Here is a 24,667-nt window from a genome sequence, read left to right as displayed (position 1 = left end):
ACGCGCACGCCTCATTGACACGCCCCGCACCCGACAGGACAGTTTCACGATGACCGATGAGGTGGCCACCAGACTCACCCGCCGTCAACTGGGCACCCTGACCTTGGGCGGTGCCCTCACCCTTGCCGGCTTCCCGGCCGGCCCGGCCCATGCCACATCCGCCTCCGGCCACCGCACCCTGCGGTACGGCTCCCCGGAACAGGCCGGACTCCTGGCCCCGCATCTGCGCCGGCTCGTCACCGAAGCGGAGACGTTTCTCGGCCCCTCCCCCAAGCACCCCTGGTACGCGGGCGCCGTCCTGCTCGCCGGACGCGGGGCAACCGTGGCGCTGCACCAGTCGATCGGCATGGCGGTGCGCTATGCGGGATACGACGACAGGACCGACACCGGGATCGAGTTCCCGGCCGACCAGCAGATCCCGATGTCCGAGGACACCGTCTTCGACCTCGCCTCCGTCTCCAAGCTCTTCACGTCACTGCTCGCCGTGCAGCAGCTGGAGCGCGGGGCGCTGGACCTGGAGGCGACCGTCGCCTCGTACCTCCCGGACTTCGGTCAGGCCGGCAAGCAGGACATCACGATCCGTCAACTCCTCACCCACACCTCGGGTTTCCGCGCCTGGATCCCCCTCTACAACGCGCCGACGTACGAGGAGAAGCTCCACCTCATCTGGAACGAGGCGCCGCTCAACCCGCCCGGCACGGTCTACCTCTACTCGGACCTCAACCTGATCTCCCTCCAGCTCGTCCTGGAGAAGGTCACCGGCCGCACCCTCGACGTCCTGCTGCACGATGAGATCACCGCCCCGCTGGGCCTCGCCCGCACCCGCTACAACCCGCCCGCCTCCTGGAAGCCGAGGATCGCCGCCACCGAGGTCGCCCGCCCGCCCTGGTCGGGGCTGAACCGCGGGCTGGTGTGGGGCGAGGTGCACGACGAGAACGCGTACAGCCTCGGCGGGGTCGCGGGCCACGCGGGGGTGTTCTCCTGCGCCTGGGACCTCGCGGTCCTCGGCCGCACGCTGCTCAACCGCGGCGCCTACGGCCGTACGCGCATCCTGGAGCCGGAGTCGGTGGACCTGATGTTCACGAACCTCAACACCGCCTTCCCCGGCCACGACCACGGTCTCGGCTTCGAGCTGTACCAGCACTGGTACATGGGCGCCATGGCCACCCCGCACACCGCGGGCCACACCGGCTTCACCGGCACCTCGCTCGTGCTGGACCCGACGACCGACTCCTTCCTCGTCGTGCTGGGCAACTCCGTTCATCCGGTGCGCACTTGGCGGTCGGGCTCCGCGCCCCGGGTCGCCGCGGGCACCCATCTGGCCCGTGCCGTACAGGTCCGCCCGGCGCGCGGCCGTACCGCCTGGTTCTCCGGCATGGCGAGCGCCACGACGGCGACGCTCACCCTGCCCGCGATCGACACCTCGCCCGGTGACGCACGGCTGCGCTGCGCCCTGTGGTGGGACACCGAGCCCGCCTCGGACGTCCTCGTCCTGGAGGCCACCACGGACGGGGGCACCGTCTGGCAGCCGGTGCCGTTCACCACCGCGCGCCACGGCGAGGAACCGCAGGAGCACCCGGCGGGCTCGGTGACCGGCTGGTCCGGCCGGGTCTGGCATCGGCTGACCGCCGAGCTGCCGGCCGCCCGGCAGCTCACCGTGCGCTGGCGGTACGGCACGGACCGGCCGTACGTCGGCCGCGGCGCCTACGTGGACGCGTCGCGCGTCGAGGCCGACGGCGAGGTCGTCTTCGACGAGGCGCGGCCGGCCGACGCGGCACGCATCCAGGCGGTGGGGTGGGCGGCCTCGGCCGACTAGAGGCGCCCACAGGGAGGAACGCAGCCAATTTCAAGGTCACGCTCACCTGGCACCGACCCGGGTCGCCGGACGGGGCGGCCGCCGGCACCGCTCCGCAGAGCAGCGGTGCCGACGCCACGACCCCCTGACCGCCGACACTCGACGTGTCAGCCCCGCTCCAGCACCGCCATCGCCGCGTTGTGCCCCGGCACCCCGCTCACCCCTCCCCCGCGTACCGCGCCCGCGCCGCACAGCAGGACGTTGGGATGCCGGGTCTCCACGCCCCAGCGGCCGGTGTCCTCCTGGGCGTACGGCCAGGACAGGGCGCGGTGGAAGATGTTGCCGCCAGGCAGGCGCAGGTCGCGTTCGAGGTCCAGCGGGGTCTTCGCCTCGATGCAGGGGCGGCCGTCGGCGTCCGTGGCCAGACAGTCGGTGAGGGGTTCGGCGAGGTGGGCGTCGAGCTGGGCGAGGGTGGACTTCAGCAGTTCCTCGCGTACGGCGTCGTTGTCCCCGGCGAAGAGCCGGGCGGGGGTGTGCAGGCCGAAGAGGGTCAGGGTCTGGTAGCCGCGCTCGGCGAGGTCGGGGCCGAGGATGGTGGGGTCGGTCAGGGAGTGGCAGTAGATCTCCGAGGGCGGCGCGGCGGGGAGTTCACCGGCGGCGGCCTGGGCGTGGGCGGTGGCCAGTTGCTCGTAGCCCTCGGCGATGTGGAAGGTGCCGGCGAAGGCCTCGCGCGGGTCCACTGACGTGTCGCGGAGCCTCGGGAGCCGCGTGAGCAGCATGTTGACCTTGAGCTGGGCGCCTTCGGCGGGCTCGGGCGCCGGGTCCCCGGTCAGGGCGGCCAGTTCCTGCGGGGAGGCGTTGACCAGCACGTGCCGGGCGGCGGCGACGCCCTCGCCGTCGGCCGTGCGGTAGGTGACCTCGGCGGTGTGGCCGTCGGTGTCGATGCGGACCGCCTCGTGTCCGGTCACGAGCACCGCGCCCGCCTCGCGCGCGGCGGTGGCCAGGGCGTCGGTGAGGGCGCCCATGCCGCCGACGGGCACGTCCCAGGCGCCGGTGCCGCCGCCGATGACGTGGTAGAGGAAGCAGCGGTTCTGGGCCAGTGAGGTGTCGTGGGCGTCGGCGAAAGTACCGATCAGCGCGTCGGTGAGGACGACGCCCCGGACCAGGTCGTCGGTGAAGTTCTCCTCGACGGTGACACCGATCGGTTCCTCGAACAGGGCGCGCCAGGCGGTGTCGTCGTCGATGCGGCGCCGGAGTTCGTCGCGGGTGGGCAGGGGCTCGGTGAGGGTCGGGAAGACGCGCTGGGCGACCTGGGCGGTCATGCCGTAGAAGCGCTGCCAGGCGTCGTACTCGCGCTCGCCGCCGGTCAGCCGGGCGAAGGCCTCCCGGGTGCGCTGTTCCCCGCCGCCGACGAGGAGTCCGGTGGGCCGGCCGCCGCGCTCCACGGGGGTGTACGAGGAGATGGTGCGCCCGCGGACGTGGAAGTCGAGGCCCAGGTCGCGCACGATCTTCTCCGGCAGCAGGCTGACCAGGTAGGAGTAGCGCGACAGACGGGCGTCCACCCCGGCGAACGGGCGGGTGGAGACGGCGGCGCCGCCGGTGTGGCCGAGCCGTTCCAGCAGCAGCACGGAGCGGCCGGCCCGGGCCAGGTAGGCGGCGGCGACCAGGCCGTTGTGGCCGCCGCCGACGATGACGGCGTCGTAGGTCCGGGTTCCCTCGTTGGCAGGCATGGTTCTTCGTAACACGTGATGATCTACGGCGGCCAGAGGCGTGCCGGACGGGTCGGTGCCGGGGGTCGGTGCCGGGGGTCGGTGCCGGGCTCGGTGCCGGGGCCAGTGTCCGCCGGACGTCAGTGTCCGCCGGACGCTCGCTGCCGGCTCAGTACGGCGACCCGCCGGTACAGCTCCACGGCCTCGGCGCCGCGGCCGAGCTGTTCCAGGCAGTGGGCCTCGTCGTTGCGGCTGGCGAGGGTGTCGGGGTGGTCGGGGCCGAGGACGTGCTCGCGGGCCGCGGCGACCCGCCGGTACTCGGTGAGCGCGTCGGTCCAGCGGCCGAGCCAGCCCAGGGCGACGGCGACCTCGCGACGGCTGACCAGGGTGTCCGGGTGGTCGGCGCCGAGGACGCGTTCGCGCAGCGCGCACACGTCGCGGGCCTCGGCGAGAGCCTCCTCCCAGCGGTCGAGGCGGCCGAGGTTGACGCCCAGGCCGTGGCGGGCGCGCAGGGTCTCGGGGTGGGTGGCGCCCTGGACGCGGGTGCGGTCCTCGATCAGGTCGCGGTAGAGGCGCAGGGCGTCCGCGCTGCGGCCGAGCCGGCCGAGGCTGATGCCGGCCTCGTAGCGGGCGGCGAGGGTGTCCGGGTGGTCGGGGCCGAGGGTGCGGGAGCGGGCCTCGGCGACCTCGCGGTAGGTGTGCAGCGCCTCCTCCCAGCGGCCCAACTGGCCGAGTGCGTAGGCGACTTCGTACCGGGTGACCAGGGTGTCGGGGTGCTCGGGCCCGAGCACCCGGGCGCGGGCGGCGGCCACGTCGAGGGCCATGCGGTACGAGTCCTCGAGGCGGCCGAGCCGGCTGAGGTTGAAGGCGAGGTTGTGGCGGCAGCGCAGGGTGTCGGGATGGTCGGGGCCCATGACGCGCATCCGGGCGGCCAGCACCGAGGTGTAGCCCTGGTGGGCCTCGAAGTGGCGGCCCAACCGGCCCAGTACGTAGGCCGTTTCCTGGCGGGCGGCGAGCGTGTCGGGGTGCTCGGGGCCCAGGACGCGCGCCCGGGCCGCGGCGACGTCGGTGTAGGCGCGCAGCGCGTCGGCGGCCCGGCCGGTGCGGCTGAGGGTGAAGGCGGCCTCGTAGCGGCTGGCGAGGGCGTCGGGGTGGTCGGGGCCGAGGAGTGCCGCCCGTTCGGCGGCAACGGCCAGGTGCACGTCGCGTGCCTCGGCCCAGCGGCCGCGCCGGGCCAGGCCGAGGCCTTCGTGGTGGCGTGCGGTGAGGTCGGCGACGGCGTCCGGCGCCGGCCGGGCGAGGAGGGCTGCTCGGACCCCGGCGGTCCAGGCGCCGCTCAGGGCCGCGCCGGGGTCCGGCGGGACACTGCGCAGCCCGGCCCCGACCGCCTTGTGACCGGTGGTCATGCCCCGGGTCCACGACGGCAGACGTGTCTCGGGCGGGGCCGTCTCGCCGGCGCGCGGCCGTGCCGTCACGACCGTCGGTACGTACGGGGGTGTCGTACGCCCGGCGGCCAGGCGGTGGCCCAACTCGCGGGCGTCGTGGGGCCGTTCCTCGGGCTGTTTGGCCAGCAGGTCGAGGACGATCCGTTCGAAGGGGGCGGGCAGTTCGGGGCGGTGGGCGCGGGGCGGGCGCGGCGGGGTGTCGCGGTGGCCGATGAGGATCGCCCAGGCGTCGTCCAGGTCGAACGGCGGTGCCCCGGTGGCGATCTCGTACAGGACGCAGCCCAGTGAGTACAGGTCGCTGCGCTGGTCGACCTCGGTGCCGCCGATCTGTTCCGGGGACATGTAGTGCGGGGTGCCCATGGCGATGCCGGTGCCGGTGAGCCGGGCGGTGAAGCCGATGTCGTGGCCCAGGCGGGCTATGCCGAAGTCGCAGATCTTCACGGTGCCGTCGGTCAGGCGCACGATGTTGGCGGGCTTCAGGTCGCGGTGCACGATGCCCTGCCGGTGGGTGTAGGCGAGGGCGGCGGCGACCTGTTCCGCGATGTCGATCACGTCGTCCAAGGGCAGCGGATGCCCTTTGTTGTCCTCCAGGAGCCGGCTCAGGTCGCGGCCGTCCAGCAACTCCATGACGAGGTAGAGGACGCCGTCGTACTCGCCGAAGTCGTGGACGACGGTCACGCCGCGGTGCGAGAGCGCGGCGGCCACTCTGGCCTCCCGGCGGAACCGCTCCCGCAGGACGCGGGTGAAGGGCGGGTCGTGCTGCGGACCGAGCGGCTTGAGGCACTTCACCGCGACCTGCCGCCCCAGGGACTCGTCGCGGGCCCGCCACACCTCGCCCATCCCGCCCCGCCCGATCAGGTCGAGCAGCCGGTAACGGCCCTGGATCAGCCTGTTCTCCCCCATTGCGCGCCGTCGCCCCCGTCGCTGTCCGCCCGCCCCCTGGGGGACATCGCCACAGTTCCGCGACCGCGTGGAACGCGGCCCGAACCGTGACACACCCCCTGCTCGTCCAGTATGGCGGCCTATCGCCCCAGTTTGTACGGTGCCGGTCGGGCCTCCGGGCCGAGCCTCGCCATGGCCCGCAGGATGTGTTTGGGCGGCAGCTGCCAGCGCAGACGTGCGGGAACGCACCGCAGCAGGGCGCCCGTGACCCGCAGCCGGCGGGTGACGACGGCCGGTCGGGGGGCCGGTCTGCCGTACAACTCGTGGGCGTACGGGGGCAGGGAGGCGTACGCCAGGTGCGCCACGCGCCGCCACAGCACCTCGCGCGCCGGGACCAGGAGGGGATGCGTCGGCGGGCGGAGGAGGAAGTCGTCCACCTCGCGTGCCTCGGGTCCCGCGGCCAGTTCCGGCCGCACCTTCTCGAAGTACGCGGCCATCTCGGCCCGGTCGGCCGGTACGGCGTCCGGGTCGAGGCCCACCAGGCGGGCGCTGACGCGGTGTTCGGCGATGTACCGGTCGGCCTGGGCGTCGGTGAGCGGGTAACCGGAGCGGCGCAGAACGTGCACGTACGAGTCGATCTCCGCGCAGTGCACCCAGAGCAGCAGCTCGGGTTCGTCCACGCCGTACCGCTCCCCCGTGTCCGGATCGCTCGCCCGGAGCATGCTGTGGATCTTCCGTACCCGGGCGCCGGCTCGTTCGGCCGCCTCGCCGATGCCGTAGGTCGTGGTGCCGACGAAGTTGGCGGTGCGCATCAGCCGGCCCCAGGCGTCCCGCCGGAAGTCGGAGTTCTGCATGACTCCGCGCACGGCGCGCGGGTGCAGCGCCTGGAGGTACAGCGCGCGGACGCCGGCGACCCACATCATCGGGTCGCCGTGCATCTGCCAGGTCACCGAGGAGGGGCCGAACAGCCCCGGGTCGGCATCGGTCATGGGGTCACCTCCGCCCTGCGACCACGATGCCACGGCCGCGGGGCGGAGCGATACCGCCGGTTACAGGCTCTCGGACCATCACTGGAACGTCTGCCGAGGTGGCGGTGGACCGGTGCGCCGGGCTGTCGCTGCTGTTCGACGCGGCGGAGACACCGCGCGCGTCGTGACTGCTGGTAAATCCAGCAAATTTCCCGGATATACAAGTAAATTTCCCTCCACCGCTTCGAGATGTCACCGGCAGACGGGGGCAAAGGATGAGCACGGACGGCCGCGTCGCGGTGACGACCGGGATCGCACGGCTGCACGCGTCGCCCGGACTTGCCGGGCCCGGCCGGCTCGGGCTGGTGACCAACCACACCGGCGTCCTCCCCGACCTGCGCCCGGCCGCGCCCGCGCTGCTCGAGGCCGGCGCGCGGCTGGTCGCCCTGTTCGGACCCGAGCACGGGCTGCACGGGACCGCCCAGGCCGGAGAGAGCGAGGGGGCTCAGGCAGACCCCGCCACCGGCCTGCCGGTCCACGACACCTACCGGTGCGGCGGCGAGCGCCTCGACGGGCTGCTGCTCGACAGCGGCGTCGACGCCCTGGTGTACGACCTGCAGGACATCGGGGCCAGGTTCTACACCTATGTGTGGACCATGTTCGACCTGATGGCCTCGGCGGCCCGTACGGGCGTACGGTTCGTGGTCGCCGACCGGCCGAACCCTCTCGGTGGACTCGTCAGCGAGGGCCCGCTGCTCGACCCGGCGTGGGCCAGCTTCGTCGGGCGCGCCCCGATGCCCGTCCGGCATGGCCTCACCTGCGGCGAACTCGCCCGGCGTCTCAACGCCTCGGTCGTTCCCCAAGTGGCGGGCAGAAAAGCCGACTTGACGGTGATCGAAGCGGTCGGCTGGCGGCGCGCCATGGACGCGGAGGCCACCGGCCTGCCGTGGGTCGCGCCCTCGCCGAACGTCCCGACGCCCACCACGGCCACCGTCTACCCCGGCACCTGTCTGTTCGAGGGGACGAATCTCTCGGAGGGCCGTGGGACCACGCAGCCCTTCGAGATCGTCGGGGCCCCCTACATCGACGCGCGGTTCGCGCCCGCGCTCGCCGAACTCGCCCTGCCCGGAGTGCACTTCCGTGATCTGCGGTACGTACCGACCTTCCACAAACACGCCGGACGACCGCTGCGCGGGGTTCAGCTCCACCTCACCGACCGCGAGGCGTTCGCTCCCGTACGGACCGCCGTCGCGATGCTCGCCACGCTACGGCGGCTGTACCCGGACGACTTCGCCTGGCGTACCACGGACGGCGGCGCGGAGGGGACCGGCCACCGTCACTTCATCGACCTGCTGTGGGGGTCCGACCGCCTGCGGCGGGCCGTCGACGCGGGCGACGACCCGCTGCCGCTCTGCGACCCACCGGCACCGCCCGGGCGATGGGCCGGTGACGACGTGCTGCTCTACCCCTGAGACCTCTGAGACCTCCTGCCCGACCGGGCCGAGGCCGTCGGGCAGCTCCGCGCCATGGGCGACGTACGACACCGTCCGCGGCCCGCGTATGGAAGGACAACCCCGTCGATGACCGATCGCACGACGAAATCCCAGGCCGAAAGGGCCGGCATCCGCGGCTTTCGCGCGGGCGACGGCCCGCGGTTGCTGGAGGCGTGGCGCCGGAGTGCGCCGGCCGACCCCATCAGCCCGGACCGCTTCCGCTCCCTGGTGCTGCTCGACGCCAACTTCGATCCGGAGGGGCTCAGGGTCGCCGTCGACGGCGATCGTGTCGTCGGCGCCGCCTACGCGGTGCGCCGTCTGACGCCGATGACCGGCACCGACCTGGAGCCGGAGCAGGGCTGGATCCCGTTCTTCTTCGTCGACCCGGCCGCCCGCGGGCGCGGCCTCGGCCGCCGGCTGCTGACCGAAGCCCTCGACTGGCTGCACTGCCACGGCCGCACCCGGGTGGACTTCTCCTCGTACACCCCGAACTACGTCCTCCCCGGCCTGGACGCCGAGGCGTACCCCGAAGCGGCCGGGCTCCTCGAGTCCCTGGGCTTTCGCACGCTGTACGAGGCGGCGGCGATGGACCGGGGCCTGATCGGCTATCGCATGCCGGAGGAGGTCGCGCGCCGCCTGGACGAACTGACGGCGCAGGGCTACCGGTTCGCCACCCCGTACGACGACGACCTGGTGGACCTGTTCGCGCTCGCCGGGAGCCACTTCGGCCCGGACTGGGCGTGCACGATCCGGCAGTGTCTGGCCGCGGGGACGCCGCTCGACCGGATCGTCGTCGCCCGGGACCCGTCGGGCCGTCTGGTCGGCTGGGCGATGCACGGCACGTTCGATGCGGTGGACGAGCGGTTCGGGCCGTTCGGCGTGCTGGAGGAGATGCGCGGCACCGGACTCGGCAAGGTCCTGCTCCACCTGGTCCTGGAGCGGATGCGGGCACGCCGTGCGCACTCCGCGTGGTTCCTGTGGACCGGCGAGCAGTCCCCGGCGGGCCATCTGTACCGCAAGAACGGTTTCGCCACGACCCGGGTGTTCCGTGTGATGCGCCGCGAGGCCGCCCGATGACACCGGCCCGCCGCACCGCCGGCCTGAGCCGCCGTCACTTCGCGCTCGCGCTCCCCTCGGCGCTGCTCGCCTCCGGATGCGCCGCGCCGCACCAGGGCATCGGGCGGCCCGGGGATCCGATCGTCCTCACCCTGCTCTCCCACTACGCGAGCGGGGAGCTCAAGGAGGCCCTGCAGGGACCGGTCGACGAGTGGAACGCCGCGCACGACCGGGTCAAGGTGCGGACGAAAGCGGTCGAGTTCACGGACCTGCTGACCACGTTCATGGTCCGACAGGCCGCGGGCCAGGGCGCCGACATCGTCCACCCGTACTGCCTGTGGAACGGCCAGCTCGTCCGGGCCGGCGTCCTGCGGCCCGCTCCGTCCGAGCATGCCGAGGAGATCACGCGCGGCTACGGCAAGGCCGCGGTCGGCTCCGCGTCGGTCGGGGGCCAGGTCTACGGCTACCCCACCGAGGTGCAGACGTACGCCCTCTACTACAACAAGCGGCTGCTGCGCGAGGCCGGCGTCGACGGCCCTCCGCGCACCTGGCGGGAGCTGGAGGAGACGGCCTACCGCACCACCAGGCGGGACCAGTACGGCAACACGCTGGTCCAGGGGTTCGGTCTTTCGACCTACGACGACTCCACCACCGTCGGCCAGACCCTCGCCCTGCTCAACGCCGCCGGCGGAACGTTCGTCTCCGCGGACGGCAGGGCCACCGCCATCGACTCGCCGGCCGGCCGGGCCGTGTTCGATCTGGAGCACCGCCTCGTCGTCAAAGGTGCGAGCGTCCCCGGCGTCAACGTCTACCAGGCGTTCCCGTCCGGGCAGGTGGCCATGGTGGTCAGCGCCGGGTGGTGGACCACGAGCCTGAAGACGCTGATGGGCAAGGACTACCGCGATGTCGGCGTCGCGCCCGTGCCCGTCCCCGAGGCGCATGACAAGCGCGCCACGCTCTCCACCGGCTTCATGCTGGGCGTCAACGCAGCGTGTCGGCACCCGCGCGAGGCCTGGGAGTTCCTGCGCTGGCTCAACACCGACAGGGTGGGCGTGAAGGGTGCGACAGCGACCCGGATGAGCGCCTTGCAGGTGTCGGTCGGCTCCCTGACCGGCCGCGCCGACGACATGCGGACGCTCCTGGGCCAGGGCGGCGATCCGAACCTGCACCCGTTCCTGGACGCGCTGGCGTACGCGGTACCGGAACCGAACGTGCCGGGCGCGCAGCAGGCCAAGTCGCTGCTGCGCAAGAACATCGAGGCGTTGTGGACCGGTCAGCAGTCGGTCGACGAGGCCCTGCGCACCACCCGCCGTCAGGTCGATCAGGAGGTGTCGCGCTCATGGTGAACGCCACCCTGGCACCGGAGACGACCGAGCGGGCAGCGCACGACAAACCCGCCGTCGGCATCCGCAGCCGCGATCGGCACCGGCGCCGCCAGGTGGCCGTCGCCTACCTCTTCCTGGCGCCGACGCTGCTGTTCTTCGCGGTCTTCCTGATCCTGCCGCTCGGCTTCGCGCTGCTGCTGTCGATGTCCCGCTGGTCCGGGTTCGCCCTCGGCGACATCGATCCGGTCGGCCTGGACAACTTCACCGGCCTCTTCGCGGACGGATCGACGTTCCTGGCGCCGATCCTCACCAACACGCTGCTGTTCGCCCTGGGCACCGTGGCCCTCGCGCTCGCCGGCTCCGTGCTCGTCGCCACCTGCATCGACAAGCTGCGGTTCCAGGGGCTGTGGCGCACCCTGTACTTCCTGCCGATCGTCACGACCGTCGTCGCCGTCGGCAACGTGTGGAAGTACATGTACGAGCCGGGCGGACTCGTCAACGGTGTCCTCAACGCCCTCGGTCTCGGCTCGGTGGCGTTCCTGGCGGACCCGGACACCGCGCTGCCCTCGGTCGTGGTCGTACAAGCCTGGGCCTCGGTCGGCTCGGCGATCCTCGTCCTGACCGCCGGGCTGAAGTCCGTTCCCGAGTCGTACTACGAGGCCGCCGCGCTCGACGGCGCCGGGCCGGTCACCGTCTTCTTCAGGATCACCCTGCCACTGCTGCGGCCGTCTTTGTTGTTCGTGTGCGTCACCCAGTTCCTCACCGGCCTGCAGTCGTTCGCGCTGATCAGCGTGATGACCAAGGGCGGGCCGGGTGACGCGACCAATGTGGCCGCGCTGGAGATGTACCGGCAGGCCTTCTCGTACGGCGACTGGGGCACCGCGAGCGCCGCAGCCTTCGTGCTGTTCGTGGTGGTCCTCGTGGTCACCCTGGCGCAGTTGTGGTTCTTCCGGCGCAAGGGGGAGGACGCGTGATCCGCCGCCGTTTCCCGTGGTTCTCGTATCTGCTGGTCGTCACCGGCGCCGTGCTCACGGTGGTGCCGTTCCTCGACATGGTGATGACGTCCTTCAAGGGGCCCGGCGAGGCGGGCACGCTGCCGTACCGGTTCCTGCCCGAGGCGTTCGACCTGGCCAACTACCGGGCGGCGATCGACCAGCTCGATCTCCCGGTCCTCTTCCGCAACAGCGTCATCGCCACCGCCGTGATCACCGGATCGGTGCTGCTCACGTCGTCCCTCGCCGGCTACGCGCTCGCCAAACTCCGCTTCCCCGGCCGGGACTTCATCTTCCGCCTCGTGCTGTCGACGATGATGTTCCCGCCGTTCCTCTTCTTCATCCCGCACTTCCTGATCCTGGTGCACTGGCCGCTGGCGGGCGGCAACGACCTGTTCGGGCGCGGCGGGGCGGGCCTGACCGTCAGCATCGTGGCGCTCGCCATGCCGTTCCTCGTCAACGGCTTCGGGATCTTCCTGATGCGCCAGTTCATGGTCGCGATCCCGGACGAGGTCCTGGAGGCCGCGCGCATCGACGGGGCGGGCGAGTTCGCCGTGTGGTGGCGGATCGTCGTCCCGCAGACCACGCCGGTGCTGGTGACGCTCGGGCTGCTGACCTTCGTCGACGCCTGGAACGAGTACATCTGGGCGCTGCTCGTCTCGACCGCTGACCCGGACGTGATGACCCTGCCCGTCGGCATCCAGCTCCTGCAGGACTACGTCGACCCGACCCGCACGATGCCCATCGTCATGGCCGGCCTTGTCCTGAGCATCCTGCCGGTCCTGATCCTCTTCCTGCTGCTGCAGAAGTACTACATCCGGGGGGTCATGCTCAGCGGCCTCAAGTAGCCGTGGGTTGCGGTACCCCTGGTTCAGTTATTTACTAATTGGTACAAAACGGGCGGGAAAGTGCAGTCCAGCTCATCGCAAGGAGTCGAGTCCGATGCTCGCCATTCACCTCACCCGGTTCGGGGAGCCGGAGCAGAGCCTGAAGGTCGTCGACGTTCCCGAGCCTCCGCCTCCTGCCGCCGGGCAGGCACTGATCCAGGTCGAGTACGCCCCGCTCGACCACCACGACCTGCTCCTGGCGCAGGGCATCTATCCGGTCCGCCCCGAGCTGCCCAGCGTCATCGGCAACGAGGGAGCCGGCACGGTGCTGGCCGTCGGACCGGACGTCACCCAGGTCCGCCCCGGCGACACGGTCCTGCTCCCCTTCGGCACCTTCGCCTGGGCCGAACAGGTGCTGGCGGACGCCGCGAAACTGACCGTCGTGGACCAGTCGATCGGCCTCGATCAGGCGGCGATGCTCCGCATCAATCCCACCACCGGCGGGCTACTGGTGGAGTCGCGTGACCTTCCGGCCGGCTCATGGCTGGTGCAGAACGCCGCGAACAGTGGGGTCGGCCGGTCCGTCATCGCCTTCGCCCGAGAGCGCGGGCTTCGCACGATCAACATCGTCCGCCGCGAGGAGGCCGTCGGAGAACTCGAGGAACTCGGCGCCGACCTCGTGCTGGTCGGGTCCCCCACCCTGGCCACGCGCGTGCGCGCGGTCATCGGCGACGATCCGGTGCTGCTGGGGCTGGACGGCGTCAGCGGACACGCCACCTCGCTGCTTCTGGACGTGCTGACCGAGGGCGCCCTCCTCGTGATCTACGGGTACATGAGCGGCAAGCCCTTCACCCCCGACCAGAACGTGCTGACGGCGAAGAACATCACCACGACGGAGTTCTGGATGTACCAGGACGCGTACCTGCCCCGCCATGCGGCTCTGGGTGCGGAGTCGGCGCGGCTGGTCGCGGAGGGAAAGCTCACGTTGCCCTCGGCTCCCGTCTACAAGGCCGACGCCTTCGCCGAGGCCCTCGCGTACCTGCGGAAGAACGGCAAGGTCCTCCTGGACTTCAACCCCCACCGCACTTAGGCGTTATCTGCCGTCCGGTACAAATCGGCTGCACACGATCAGGGAAGATCACCATGAGCACACACCGCACCCTTGGGGTGATCGGCGCCGGAGAGGTGGGACAGGCGATCGCCGACAAGGCCGTCCGTCATGGCCATGAGGTACTCATCGGCAACAGCCGGGGCCCCGAGACGCTCGAAGCCGTCGTGCGCAGGCTGGGACCGAAGGCACGCGCGGTGACGGCCGAGGAGGCGGCGAAGCCGGAACTCGTCTTCCTCTCGGTGCCGTTTCCCGTCGTCCCGCGACTGACGGGCCTCACCACGTGGTCCGGGAAGATCGTCGTGGACACGACGAATCAGTTCGCGACGGCCAACCCCTACCAGGGCCGGTACGACGTCGGTGACCTCACAGGCAGCGAGTGGGTGGCCGGCCACCTTCCCGGCGCCCGGGTCGTGAAGGCTCTGAACACCCTGTTCGCAGCGTTCATCGCCGCGGACCCGCGGCGCGCCGAAGGACGGCTCGTGGCTTTCTACGCGGGCGACGACGCGGAGGCCAAGGCAGCCGTGGCCGGCTTGCTGGACGAGTTCGGATTCGCCGCCCTGGACCTCGGCGGTCTTCGTGCGGGCGGGCGGCTGATGCAACTGGACGGTGCACTCAGCGCCAAGCACCTGTTGCTGCAGGATGTCGGCTGACGCCCCGCCCGCCGAGCCCCACACCCCAGCGCGCCGGAGGAGAATCATGAACCGTCGTGTCGTCCACACCCGTGGCGGGCCCCCCGCCGACGCCCTGACCGTCGTTCAGGAGCCGGAGCCGGCAGCGCCGGAGCGCGGCCAGGTCCTCATCCGCACCACGGCCTTCCCGGTGCACCCTGGTGATCTCCAGGCGGTGGAGGCCTACCCGGGGACAGCCGCGAAACCGCTTCCGGTCGGCGTGGAGGCCACCGGCGTGGTGGAGGCGATCGGCCCGGGAACACGCGTCGCGCCCGGTGTCGCGCTCGGCGGCCGGGTAACGGTCTTCCCCCAGCCGGGGGCGTGGTCCCAGTGGATCGTGGCGGACGCCGACGTGGTCGTGGCCGTACCGGAGGAGCTGTCGGACGAGGTCGCCGCGCAGATGCTGGTGAACCCGCTCACCACCGTGATGCTGCGCCGTGAGGCGGAGGAGCACCAGGCCCTCGGGTACGACGGTGTACTGGTGCAGACCGCCGCGGGCTCATCGGTCGGGCGGCTGCTGACGGGCGTGTCCCACGCGCACAACCTGGCCCTGGTCAACGTCGTCCGCAGCGAACCCGGCGCCGCCGAGCTGCGCAGGCGATTCCCGGCCGTGCCTGTCGTGGCGACAGAGCGTCCGGGCTGGACCGACGAGGTCCGCGCGGCAGCCGATGGCCGCCCTGTGAGCGTCGCCCTCGACCCGATCGGCGGGAAGCTGACGGAGAGCCTTCTCGCTCTGTTGGCGCCGGGCGGGAAGCTGGTCGGTTACGGGCAGATCGCCGAGGAACCGATCTCGGTGCACGCGTCGACGCTGCTGCACAAGTCGCTGACGCTGCGCGGCAGGAACATCGGCCGGTGGCTGTCCGAGGCCTCCGCCGAGCGGCGGGCGTCCGACATCGCCGCCGCGAAGCTGATCGCGCTGGCGCTCAAGGATCAGTTCGACGTGGCCGCCACGTACGGCCTCGACGAGCTGCGCGCCGCCGTCGAGCACGCGGTGCGGCCCGGCAAGGTCGGCACCGTCCTCGTCCGCCCCTGGTAGCGGCGGGCGGCCGGGAACACCGACGATCAGGCCCCGGTCGAGGACGCGGCTCCCGCGGCACGCTCGTCCGTCGCAACGCGCGGAAGGAGCGCCAAGACCTGCTCCGCGGCGCCGCTGACGACCTCCGGAGCGGCTCCCGCCTTGCCCAGGGCCTCAAGCCCCCGCAACACGGCGAGCAGGAGGCCGGCCAGGCTGTCCGCATCCGCGTCGGCGGCCAGCGAACCCTCCGCTTGAGCTCGTACGATGCAGCCCCGCAGCGCGCTGTGCAGCCCGCGGACAACGGCGGCGGTTCGCTCGGCGACGCCCTCGTCGACGGACGACAGTTCCGCCGCGCTCCTGGCCATCATGCAGCCGCGCCGCTCCACGTCCCGGGTGATGCCTTCGGCGACGTCGCGTACATGCCGCTCCAGCAGGGGCAGGGCCGGGCCCGGCCCACCCAGCGCTGTGCGCCAGGCTCCCAGCGCGTCGCTGTCGTAGCTGTCGAGAGCCCGCAGGAACAGGGCGCGTTTGCCTCCGAAGGCCGCGTACAGGCTTCCTCGACCCAGGCCGGTCGCGGCGCTCAGGTCGTCGATGGAGGTGCCGTGGTAACCCACGTCCCAGAACTGGTCGCGGGCAGCCCGCACGGCCTCTTCTTCGTCGAACTGTCGAGGCCGGGCCATGGGGCAACTTTACGCCGCGTACAACGGCGGAGATCGCCCTCGGCGACCGCTCCGACCGCGGATTCGCACCAGCGTCGCGGCGTGACACGTTCCGGACGGCGTGGTGGCATGAGGGCATGGAGTTGCGGGAGCTGCGGGCGTTCGTGGCGGTGGTGGAGGAGGGCGGGCTGTCCGCGGCCGCGCGGCGGCTGCACGTGAGTCAGCCGGCCCTGTCCCAGACGGTCAGCGGCCTTGAGCGGCAGGTGGGGGTGAGGCTGCTGGTGCGCGGCAGCACCGGGGTGCACGCCACCGAGGCGGGGACGGCGCTGCTGGGCGAGGCGCGCGCGGTGCTCGCCCGGCACGATCAGGCCCTGCGGGTGATGGCCGGGTACGCGGGCCCCGGCAGCGGGGCGCTGCGGATCGGCATCCCGCTGGAGCTGCCCGCCGGGCTGCTCGATCCCGCGTTGGCGGAGCTGGCCGTGGCGCATCCGGACACGCGGGTACAGGTCCGGCACCTGTCCACGGCGGAACAGCTGGAAGCGCTGCGAGCCGGTGAGCTGGACGTCGGTCTTCTGCGGGAGCGTCCGTCGGGGCCGGAGTTCGATGCGCTGCTCGTCGTACGGGAGAAGCTGGGTGTGCTGCTGGCGGCGGAGCAGGCCGCCGAGCTGGCCGGTCCCGACGGCATCGCGCTCGACGCGCTCGGTGCCCTGCAGTGGGTCGGGTTCCCGCGCTCCGACAGCCCCGCCTGGTACGACGCACTCACCGCGATCCTGCGCGGCCACGGCCTCGATCTCGGTCCGGAGGCTCCCCAGGGGCAGGCGCTGATCGCGGATGTGAAGCTGGCGGCGGTGGTGTCCGGGCGGACGTTCGCGCTGGCTCCGCCCGGCTGGCAGCAGCTGCTGCCGGACCATGTGACCTGGTCGCCGCTGGTCGGGCATCCGCTGGTGCGACGTACCTGGGCCGTGTGGCCGGCCGACTCGCGCCGCCGTGACCTGGGCCGGTTCATCGCCGCGCTCGACCGGTCGGCCGCCGGTCGACCCCGACCTCGCACCGAGTGGGCGCCGGGCGGGAGATGACCCGGCGCCCCTCCTGCGGGCGGTGTGCGTCAGACGGCTGTACGGCCGCCGTCCACGGGCAGGATCGCGCCCTGCACGAAGCCGGCCGCGTCACTGGCCAGATAGGCGATCGCCTCGGCGATCTCCCGCGCCTCGGCGGGCCGTCCGGCGGGGGCCTGGGCGGCCAGGGCGTCGAGGTCCTCGCCCATGCCGGCCGTTCCCTCCGTACGGGTCGGACCGGGCTCCACGGCGTTGACGCGCACCCCGCGCGGGCCGAACTCGGCGGCCCACGCCTTGGTCAGCAGGTTCAGTGCCGCCTTGCTCGACCCGTACAGCGCCAACCCGGCGATGCCGTACTCGGCGGCTATGGTGCTCACGTTGACGATCGCACCGTGCCCGCGTTCGGCCATCGCCGGGGCGAGTTCGGCCACCAGGTAGAACGGCGCCTTCACGTTCAGGTCGTAGACGGCGTCCACCTCGCTGGGCGTTGTCTGCGCCGTCGGGCCGCCCGGAAAGATGCCCGCGTTGTTGACGAGGATGTCCACCCGGCCCCCGCCCAGCTCACCGGCCTCGCGGGCCAGCCGCCGCGCCGACTGCGCATCCCTCAGGTCGGCTGCCAGAAAGTCCGCCTTGCCGCCGCGCGAGCGGATGGTGGCGACCACCGACCCGCCGCGATCCGCGTCGCGGCCCGTGACCAGCACATGGGCGCCCCGCTCGGCGAACAGCGCCGCCGTCGCGGCTCCGATTCCGCTGGTCGCTCCGGTCAGCAGGGCCACACGCCCGGTCAGATCCACAGAACCCATGAGGACTGTCCTTTGGTATCGGGAAAGTGTGGGCCGACGGAATGCGGATGTGCCGCGTCCTTCGTCCCGTCTCCTCGTCCGTGAGGTGACGGAATTCCCAAGCGCCCGGCCCGTCCTCGGATTCCGAATCGGCCATAGGCGAATCCGATGCCCCCTATAAGGGGCCGAGGTGCTTCGATCTCAGCGTCGGTCGGCGGCGGCGGACTCCTCTTCGTGGGAGAGGCGGTATGCCACGGCGAGCCCCCAGGGGACACCGAGGAGGAGGACGAGGGCGATGCCGAGGGCGAGGGGCGCCGGGCGTACGGCGCCGACGCCCACACACACGGCGGCCACGGCCACGCAGGTGCGGGCCAGTGGCCGGTAGAGGGCGCGTTCCAGGCACCAGACGTACAGGGAGGCCGCGAGCACCATCGTCGTGCAGAGCACGACGGCCGCGCCTCCGGAGAGCACCCAGGCGGTGGCGGCGGGGGTCCGGCCGGCGTGGGAGTGCTCGACGAGACCGACCATCGCGGCGCCCATGGCGGCCACCGCGGCCGTGAGGGGCAGGTGGGTGAGCATCCACTGCACGGTGCTCGCGCGCGTGGGCCTCGGCCGCCGGTGTCCGGCGAAGTCGAAGTACGTCCACCAGGCGCCGAAGCCGACCACGACGGCGACGAGCCCGACGGCGAGGGTGAGCGCGTTGGTCGGTTCGTGGGCCAGCCCGTCCACGACGCCGGTCACGGTTTCGCCGAGCACGATGATGATGAACAGCCCGAAACGTTCGGTGAGCGCGTCGGTCACGGTGAGCGCGGCCGCCTGCACCGGGGTGGCCGTGCCGATCATGACCGCGAACCCCGCCAGGTAGGCGACGGCCAGAAGGCCCCACGTCACGACGCGCGCACCCGCGGGCAGGGCGGCGCTCGCGGCCAGGACGACCGCGCAGAAGGCCGTACCGGTCACGAACATCCTGCTGGGACGGCGGAATTCGGGGCTGTCGCCGCGCGCGGCGAGCCGCCACAGCACCGCCAGCACCGCGAACAGCACCCCGGCGTCCACCGCGAACGCGACTCCGCGGGCACCGCCCGCCTCCGGAATGAACGCGCCCAGCGGGACGAGCACGAGGATCTGCAGCAGGAACATGCTCCGGCCGCGGGCGTCCTCGTACCCGTGCAGCTCGTGGTGGAGGCTGCCGTTGAACCAGGCGATCCACACCAGCGCGAACACCGCGGCGAACTCGCCGAGCCCGTGCCAGGTCAGGTGAGCGGCCAGGTGGTGGGCGGCCTGGGCGACCAGAACGACCACCACCAGGTCGTAGAACAGCTCGAGCGGCCCGACCACCCGCTCGCGCGGCTGCTCGCCATGGGCCCGCGGGGGCTGCCACAGCCGACGACGCAGCCGGGCCCACTGCTCGTGTCGCGAGGTCATGCCGGCAGCGTAGGGCTCCAGCGGACGAGTTCCTCGGACACGGCCCACAGCCGGGCGGCGTTCTCCGGATCCAGGGCGTACGGCGCGACGCCGGCGACGGCATCGGCCCGTTGGCTGACCGGCTCGGCCTGCGCGCAGTCCTCGAAGTAGCGGCCGGTGATGCCCTCCACCATCGGCGAGGCGGCCAGCAGCACCGAGGTCGCGGCGCCCTGCTCGACGTTCTTCGCGGGTGGCAGGGCGAGTCCGGTCGTCTCGATGAAGCCGGCCAGTTGGTCCGGGTCCATGTGCCGGGCCAGGGACGTGTCGCCGACGTTGCCCGGCATGAGGGCGTTGGCGGTGATGCCGTCGTCGGCCCATCGCTCGGCGGCGCCGACGGCGAACAGGATGTTGGCGGTCTTCGACTGCCCGTAGGACGTCCAGGGGTCGTAGGGGCGGAAGCGGTAGTCCAGGTCGTCGAAGACGACCGGGGAGAAGAGGTGGCCGATGGAGCTCACCGAGACCACACGCGCGCCGTTCGCCTCCGCAAGAGCCGGGCGCAGGCCGACGGCGAGCGCGAAGTGCCCGAGGTGGTTGACGGCGAACTGCATTTCCCGGCCGTCGGGGGTGCGGGTGAGTTCCGGAAGGGCCATGACCCCCGCATTGCAGACCAGGATGTGCAACGGGCCCGTCCAGCCGGCCACGAACGTCGCGACGATGGACCGGTCGGCAAGGTCGAGCTGTGCCACCGTCAACTTACCTGAGCCTGATGGCAGTTCGGCCTCGATGTCGGCTGCCACGCGTGCGCCGGCGGTGGTGTTCCGCACGGCCAGGGTGACGTCGGCGCCGGCCGCCGCCAGCGCCCGGGCCGTCTCCACTCCGATTCCGGAACTGGCTCCGGTCACCACGGCCCGGCGGCCGTGCAGGTCCACGCCGTCGATCACCTCGGCGGCGGTGGTGCTCGCCCCGAACGGGGAGGGCGTCTGAGGCACGGACATGAGAGGGGTCTCCTGACTTGACTGACTTGAGTGACTCTTGACTGACTTGAGTGACGTGAGCGGCCTTTCCGGCCGGGTCAGCGGGAGGTCGACGAGCCGTCGACGGGGGTCCACGCGTGTGCGTCTCCCACCGAGGTGACACGACCGAACACGTCGTCCGTGAAGTGCCCGGCCGCGATCACGGTGTCCGGCCGCTTCAGCACACGGTCGCGCACCGCTCGGGCCTGGTCCGGAGCGACGTCGGAGGCGAACACCAGGTCGGGGTCGCCGATCTGAGCCGGGGAGTGCAGGATGTCGCCCACGATGTAGGCCGACTCGGTGCTGCCGCCCGAGGGGTCCCGCACGACGATCGCCAGGTGTCCGGGGGTGTGCCCTGGCGTGGCCTCGACGGTGACGCCGGGCGCGATCGTGTCGCCGCTCCTGACGAACTCGACGACGCCGGCGAGCGGCTTGAGCACTGCCTCGGCGTCGGGTCCGCCCATGGCCGCCGTCCTCGCCGACCAGTACTGCCACTCGTCCTCCGCCATGAGATGGCGTGCCCGGGCGAAGGTGAGGCCGGTGGGAGCGTGCGCGGCGGGCGCGTTCGGGAGCGGCGCGACGTCGCTGGTCCAGCCGACGTGATCGAGGTGCAGATGGGTGTACACGACCGCGTCGATGTCGTCGGCGGACAGGCCTTCCTCGGCGAGGTTCCGGAGCAACGCACCCCCCTTGAGGTGAGCGACGCCGGGTACGTCGACGTCGATCTTCCCCACGGCCAGATCGACGAGAATCCGCTGGTCACCGGCGTGTATCAGAAAGGATCCGAACGACAGGAGGAGCTGCCCGTCCTCGAGGTGGCCGGGGCGCGTCGTCCAGTCCACACCGGGGAACAGGACGTCGGGAGCGTGTGCGCCGAAACCGTCGGGGAGATAGGCGATCGTCGTCGCGCCGATGGTGATCCGGGACCGTTTGGCCGGCTGAGGCATGGGGGCGTCCTTTCGAGACGCTGGGGGTGGGGGGTGTGTGCGGGGCCTCTCCGGCCCCGCGCGGGGATGGGGAGAGGGGCATCGGCGACTCTCAGCCGTCGAGCGTCCCCATGAACTCGGGTGCGTAGCGGTCGCCGGTGACCACGCCGTGCGGGGCGACCGCCTCGATCGCGGCGATGTCCTCGTCGGTGAGGGTCACCTCGGTCGCGGCGACGTTCTCCTCCAGGTAACGGCGGCGCTTGGTGCCCGGGATGGCGATCGCGCCCTGGTGCTGGACCCAGGCGAGCGCCAGCTGGGAAGGCGTGACGTCCTGGGCGGCGGCGATACGGCGGACCTCGCGGACGACGTCGAGGTTGCGGTCGAAGTTCTCGCCCTGGAAGCGGGGGTCGGTACGGCGCCAGTCGTCCTCGGCGAAGTCGTCGGGGCTGGTGATGGCGCCGGACAGGAAGCCGCGCCCCAGCGGGGAGTACGCGACCAGGCCGATCCCGAGTTCCCGCAGGGTGTCGAGCACCCCGTTGTGCTCGATTCCGCGCTCGAAGAGCGAGTACTCGGTCTGGACGGCGGTGAGCGGGTGTACGGCGTGGGCGCGGCGGATCGTCCGTGCGGACGCCTCGCTCACGCCGATGTGGCGGATCTTGCCCTCGGCGACCAGCTCGGCCAGTGCGCCGACGGTCTCCTCGATCGGCACGTCGGGGTCGATGCGGTGCAGGTAGTACAGGTCGACATGGTCGGTGCCCAGGTGCCGCAGCGAGCGTTCCAGGGCCCGGCGTACGTACTCGGGCCGGCCGTTGAGGCCGAGCGCGCGGCCGTCGTCGGTGATCTCGACGCCGGTCTTCGTGGCGAGAACGGCGGCGTCCCGGCGCCCGGCCAGCGCCTTGCCGAGGAGCTGCTCGTTGACGAACGGGCCGTAGCTCTCGGCGGTGTCCAGCAGCGTGACGCCCAGCTCGAGCGCGCGGTCGATGGTGGCCAGCGACTCGGCTTCGTCGGTGGTGCCGTAGAAGGCGCTCATGCCCATGCAGCCGAGCCCCTGTGCTCCGACGGTCAGGCCCTGGCTGCCCAGTGCGCGCTGTTCCATGATGGTTCCCCTATTCCGTAACTAACTGGATAGATACATGACCGTAGACCTGCGGGCCGCCCATGTCAATAACTAGATAGTTACTTGCTAGGGTGGTGGACATGCCACGGGACTCCAGCGCCACCAAAGCCCGGCTGCTCGATGCCGCCTTCAACGAATTCGCCGCCTACGGCATCGCCGGTGCCCGGGTGGACCGGATCGCCGAGGCCGCGGGGGCGAACAAACGGCTGATCTACGCCTACTTCGGCAACAAGGAGCAGTTGTTCGACGAGGTTCTGCGACGGGCCATGGCGGCGGGTGCCGAGGCGGTGCCGTTCGACGTCGACGACCTGCCCGGATACGCGGGCGCGATCTTCGACCACCTCGTCGCCCGGCCGGACCTGATGCGCCTACGCCTATGGAAGCTCCTGGAACGCCCTTCCGCCACCGGACTCGAACCGGACGCCTTCCTGCGCAAGACCGCCGAAGTGGCCGACGGGCAACAGCGTGGCGACCTCGCCCGGGAAATGGGGCCCGCCGACCTCCTGACCATGGTGCTCGCCGCGGCCCAGGCATGGTTCTGGGCCGCGGAAGGCGCCGACGCGGCGGAGAGCGTCCCGTCGTGGTCACGGCAACGGCTGGCGGAGCATCGCGCGGCGGTCGTCGAGGCGGCTCGTCGGATCAGCGAGCCGAAGAGTGGCGGGGAGTAGCAGCCGCATGGGGCTGGACCGTGCGCGATCTCGCCGCAGCCGCCTGCCAGATCGTGTCCATCGTCTGCCGAGGGGCCCTGGTTCAGGCCGTCACCGCCGTACCCGAGGCATCCCCAGCCCGATCCAGGAGATGATCTCGCGCTGGATCTCGTTGTTGCCGCCGCCGAAGGTGAAGATGACCGCCGAGCGGTAGCCGCGTTCCAGTTCGCCGTGCAGGACGGCGCCCGCCGAGCCCTCCTTCAGGGGGCCCGCCGCGGCCACGACCTCCATGAGCCAGGCGTAGGCGTCCCGGCGGGCCTCGGAGCCGTAGACCTTGACGGCGGAGGCGTCCTGCGGAGTGAGGGTGCCCTCCTGGACGGCGGTCACCATCTGCCAGTTGAGGAGCTTCATCGCGTCGAGCCGGGTGTGGGTCCGGGCGAGCAGGCGGCGTACCCAGGGCAGGTCGACCACCCGGCGGCCGTCGGCCAGCTTGGTCTCCATCGCCCAGCGCTGCACGTCGTGCAGGGCGCGGATCGCCATGGTGCCGTGGGCGGCGAGGGTGACGCGCTCATGGTTGAGCTGGTTGGTGATCAGCCGCCAGCCCTGGTTCTCCTCGCCGACCCGGCGCGATACGGGGACGCGGATGTTCTCGTAGTAGCTGGCCGTGGTGTCGTGCGAGGCGAGGGTGTTGATGACGGTGCAGGAGTAGCCGGGGTCCGACGTCGGCACGAGGAGCATGGTGATGCCCTTGTGCGGCGGGGCGTCCGGGTCGGTGCGTACGGCCAGCCACACCCAGTCCGCGGTGTCGCCGTTGGTGGTCCAGATCTTCTGCCCGTCGACGACATATGCCTCGCCGTCCCGTACGGCGCGTGTCCTCAGGGACGCGAGGTCGGTGCCGGCCTCGGGCTCGCTGTAGCCGATGGCGAAGTCGATCTCGCCGGAGAGGATGCGCGGCAGGAAGTACGCCTTCTGCTCCTCGGTGCCGAACTGCATAATGGTCGGGCCGACCGTGTTCAGGGCCATCAGCGGCAGCGGTACGCCGGCCTGCGCGGCCTCGTCGAAGAAGATGAACTGCTCCATCGCGGACATCCCGCGCCCGCCGTACTCCTTGGGCCAGCCCACGCCGAGCCAGCCGTCCGTGCCGAGGCGCCGGATCGTCTCGCGGTAGAACCGCTTCTGCGCGGCCGGATCCGCGTACCGGGCGTAGGCGTGGTCCGGCACCAGCTCGGCGAAGTAGGCGCGCAGTTCGCTGCGCAGTCGCTGCTGCTCGGGCGTGTGGTCGAGGTGCACGGCGCCTCCAGGGTCCCCAAGGGCGGTCCTGACGGCGCACACCGTAGAACGTGTTTCAGAAATAGGGAATGGCGCGCCGGGGCTCAGTTCAGGGACTCCAGGAAGTCCATGCAAGCCTGGGCGCAGGCCCGGCACGCCCCCGTGGCCGATTCGGCACCGGTCTGCCCGGCGAAGGCGTCCGCACAGTCGAGGCAGACCGAGCGGCACCACTCCAGCTGGATCCTGATCCCCTCCTCGTCCTGACGGTCCTGCTCGGTCAGCATCCGGCAGGTGGCGTCGCACACCTCGGCGCACATGATGCCGAGCCGGCGTACGCGGTCCTGGCGTACGGCACCGATCGGGTCCAGGAGGCTCGCACGCACCGCACACACCCTGGCGCACTCCGTACACGCCAGGGCGCACGCGAAACGGTCCTCCAGGAACCTGTAGAGCTGCTGCGGTGAAGTCGGCGGTGTCACACCGGGCGGGTAGCCGGGCGGGAGCATCGC

At 71.8% G+C, this 24,667-nt stretch carries 22 protein-coding genes; 11 read left to right on the top strand and 11 right to left on the bottom strand.

Features of this window, described 5'->3' with window-relative positions; translation table 11 throughout:
- Positions 1-49: 49 nt before the first annotated feature.
- Entirely contained in the window at positions 50-1,816 is a 1,767-nt protein-coding gene (locus CRP49_RS31960) for a serine hydrolase (RefSeq protein WP_097256470.1), read from the top strand.
- A 146-nt stretch (positions 1,817-1,962) separates the two neighbouring features.
- Here CRP49_RS31960 and CRP49_RS31955 read toward each other — a convergent pair whose 3' ends face one another.
- The 3 genes from CRP49_RS31955 to CRP49_RS31945 all read right to left on the bottom strand — a co-directional run bounded on the left by CRP49_RS31955 (position 1,963) and on the right by CRP49_RS31945 (position 6,820).
- On the bottom strand, positions 1,963-3,525 hold the full coding sequence (locus CRP49_RS31955; protein WP_097256469.1) for an NAD(P)/FAD-dependent oxidoreductase: 1,563 nt from the start codon (positions 3,523-3,525) through the stop codon (positions 1,963-1,965).
- A gap of 119 nt (positions 3,526-3,644) precedes the next feature.
- A complete protein-coding gene (locus tag CRP49_RS31950) occupies positions 3,645-5,852 on the bottom strand; it encodes a serine/threonine-protein kinase (protein ID WP_097256468.1) in 2,208 nt (735 codons plus the stop codon).
- 119 nt (positions 5,853-5,971) lie between these two features.
- Positions 5,972-6,820, bottom strand: coding sequence for an oxygenase MpaB family protein (locus tag CRP49_RS31945; protein WP_097256467.1), 849 nt, complete (start codon positions 6,818-6,820; stop codon positions 5,972-5,974).
- A gap of 254 nt (positions 6,821-7,074) precedes the next feature.
- Between CRP49_RS31945 and CRP49_RS31940 the strand changes: the two genes are divergently transcribed.
- From CRP49_RS31940 to CRP49_RS31905, 8 genes are all read left to right on the top strand, one after another.
- Entirely contained in the window at positions 7,075-8,271 is a 1,197-nt protein-coding gene (locus tag CRP49_RS31940) for an exo-beta-N-acetylmuramidase NamZ domain-containing protein (RefSeq protein ID WP_097256466.1), read from the top strand.
- A gap of 108 nt (positions 8,272-8,379) precedes the next feature.
- Positions 8,380-9,369 (top strand): GNAT family N-acetyltransferase, encoded by a 990-nt coding sequence (locus CRP49_RS31935; RefSeq protein WP_097256465.1) that lies wholly within the window; start codon positions 8,380-8,382, stop codon positions 9,367-9,369.
- Positions 9,366-10,694 (top strand): ABC transporter substrate-binding protein, encoded by a 1,329-nt coding sequence (locus tag CRP49_RS31930; RefSeq protein ID WP_179851815.1) that lies wholly within the window; start codon positions 9,366-9,368, stop codon positions 10,692-10,694. The genes CRP49_RS31935 and CRP49_RS31930 overlap by 4 nt, the downstream gene beginning before the upstream one ends.
- On the top strand, positions 10,688-11,647 hold the full coding sequence (locus CRP49_RS31925; protein WP_097256464.1) for a carbohydrate ABC transporter permease: 960 nt from the start codon (positions 10,688-10,690) through the stop codon (positions 11,645-11,647). Before CRP49_RS31930 ends, CRP49_RS31925 begins: the two co-directional genes overlap by 7 nt.
- Complete coding sequence (locus CRP49_RS31920) at positions 11,644-12,513, top strand: carbohydrate ABC transporter permease (RefSeq protein ID WP_097256463.1); 870 nt, start codon at positions 11,644-11,646, stop codon at positions 12,511-12,513. Before CRP49_RS31925 ends, CRP49_RS31920 begins: the two co-directional genes overlap by 4 nt.
- Positions 12,514-12,607: 94 nt before the next feature.
- Positions 12,608-13,582 carry a zinc-dependent alcohol dehydrogenase family protein gene (locus CRP49_RS31915; protein ID WP_097256462.1) on the top strand — a complete coding sequence of 325 codons (975 nt, stop codon included), beginning with the start codon at positions 12,608-12,610 and terminating at the stop codon, positions 13,580-13,582.
- A gap of 53 nt (positions 13,583-13,635) precedes the next feature.
- A complete protein-coding gene (locus CRP49_RS31910) occupies positions 13,636-14,253 on the top strand; it encodes an NADPH-dependent F420 reductase (RefSeq protein WP_097256461.1) in 618 nt (205 codons plus the stop codon).
- Positions 14,254-14,299: 46 nt separating this feature from the next.
- Positions 14,300-15,307: a zinc-binding dehydrogenase gene (locus CRP49_RS31905; protein ID WP_097256460.1), complete on the top strand. Its 1,008-nt coding sequence runs from the start codon at positions 14,300-14,302 to the stop codon at positions 15,305-15,307.
- A gap of 26 nt (positions 15,308-15,333) precedes the next feature.
- Here the strand turns inward: CRP49_RS31905 and CRP49_RS31900 are convergent, their stop codons facing one another.
- Positions 15,334-15,966, bottom strand: a complete 633-nt coding sequence (locus CRP49_RS31900) for a TetR/AcrR family transcriptional regulator (RefSeq protein WP_097256459.1) — start codon at positions 15,964-15,966, stop codon at positions 15,334-15,336.
- Between the two features lie 116 nt (positions 15,967-16,082).
- On the opposite strand from CRP49_RS31900, the gene CRP49_RS31895 reads away from it, so the two are divergent.
- Positions 16,083-17,021: a LysR family transcriptional regulator gene (locus tag CRP49_RS31895; protein ID WP_097256458.1), complete on the top strand. Its 939-nt coding sequence runs from the start codon at positions 16,083-16,085 to the stop codon at positions 17,019-17,021.
- Positions 17,022-17,050: 29 nt separating this feature from the next.
- On the opposite strand, the gene CRP49_RS31890 is transcribed toward CRP49_RS31895, so the two are convergent.
- From CRP49_RS31890 to CRP49_RS31870, 5 genes are all read right to left on the bottom strand, one after another.
- Complete coding sequence (locus CRP49_RS31890) at positions 17,051-17,803, bottom strand: SDR family NAD(P)-dependent oxidoreductase (RefSeq protein WP_097256457.1); 753 nt, start codon at positions 17,801-17,803, stop codon at positions 17,051-17,053.
- Between the two features lie 180 nt (positions 17,804-17,983).
- Positions 17,984-19,207: a low temperature requirement protein A gene (locus tag CRP49_RS31885; protein ID WP_097256456.1), complete on the bottom strand. Its 1,224-nt coding sequence runs from the start codon at positions 19,205-19,207 to the stop codon at positions 17,984-17,986.
- Positions 19,204-20,181 carry an SDR family NAD(P)-dependent oxidoreductase gene (locus CRP49_RS31880; protein ID WP_097256455.1) on the bottom strand — a complete coding sequence of 326 codons (978 nt, stop codon included), beginning with the start codon at positions 20,179-20,181 and terminating at the stop codon, positions 19,204-19,206. Before CRP49_RS31880 ends, CRP49_RS31885 begins: the two co-directional genes overlap by 4 nt.
- Before the next feature lie 77 nt (positions 20,182-20,258).
- Positions 20,259-21,146, bottom strand: a complete 888-nt coding sequence (locus CRP49_RS31875; protein WP_097256454.1) for an MBL fold metallo-hydrolase — start codon at positions 21,144-21,146, stop codon at positions 20,259-20,261.
- Between the two features lie 91 nt (positions 21,147-21,237).
- Positions 21,238-22,221: an aldo/keto reductase gene (locus CRP49_RS31870; protein WP_097256453.1), complete on the bottom strand. Its 984-nt coding sequence runs from the start codon at positions 22,219-22,221 to the stop codon at positions 21,238-21,240.
- 101 nt (positions 22,222-22,322) lie between these two features.
- On the opposite strand from CRP49_RS31870, the gene CRP49_RS31865 reads away from it, so the two are divergent.
- Positions 22,323-22,910, top strand: coding sequence for a TetR family transcriptional regulator (locus tag CRP49_RS31865; RefSeq protein WP_097256452.1), 588 nt, complete (start codon positions 22,323-22,325; stop codon positions 22,908-22,910).
- Between the two features lie 90 nt (positions 22,911-23,000).
- Here the strand turns inward: CRP49_RS31865 and CRP49_RS31860 are convergent, their stop codons facing one another.
- Together CRP49_RS31860 and CRP49_RS31855 are read right to left on the bottom strand one after the other, a co-directional pair.
- Complete coding sequence (locus CRP49_RS31860) at positions 23,001-24,179, bottom strand: acyl-CoA dehydrogenase family protein (RefSeq protein ID WP_097256451.1); 1,179 nt, start codon at positions 24,177-24,179, stop codon at positions 23,001-23,003.
- A gap of 83 nt (positions 24,180-24,262) precedes the next feature.
- Positions 24,263-24,637 carry a ferredoxin gene (locus CRP49_RS31855; RefSeq protein WP_097257649.1) on the bottom strand — a complete coding sequence of 125 codons (375 nt, stop codon included), beginning with the start codon at positions 24,635-24,637 and terminating at the stop codon, positions 24,263-24,265.
- Between the last annotated feature and the right edge of the window lie 30 nt (positions 24,638-24,667).

This window comes from Streptomyces sp. Ag109_G2-15, from assembly GCF_900215565.1.
Lineage (GTDB): Bacteria > Actinomycetota > Actinomycetes > Streptomycetales > Streptomycetaceae > Streptomyces > Streptomyces diastatochromogenes.
The sequence above is the reverse complement of the archived record's forward strand: the minus strand, read 5'-3'. Positions and strand labels throughout refer to the sequence as shown.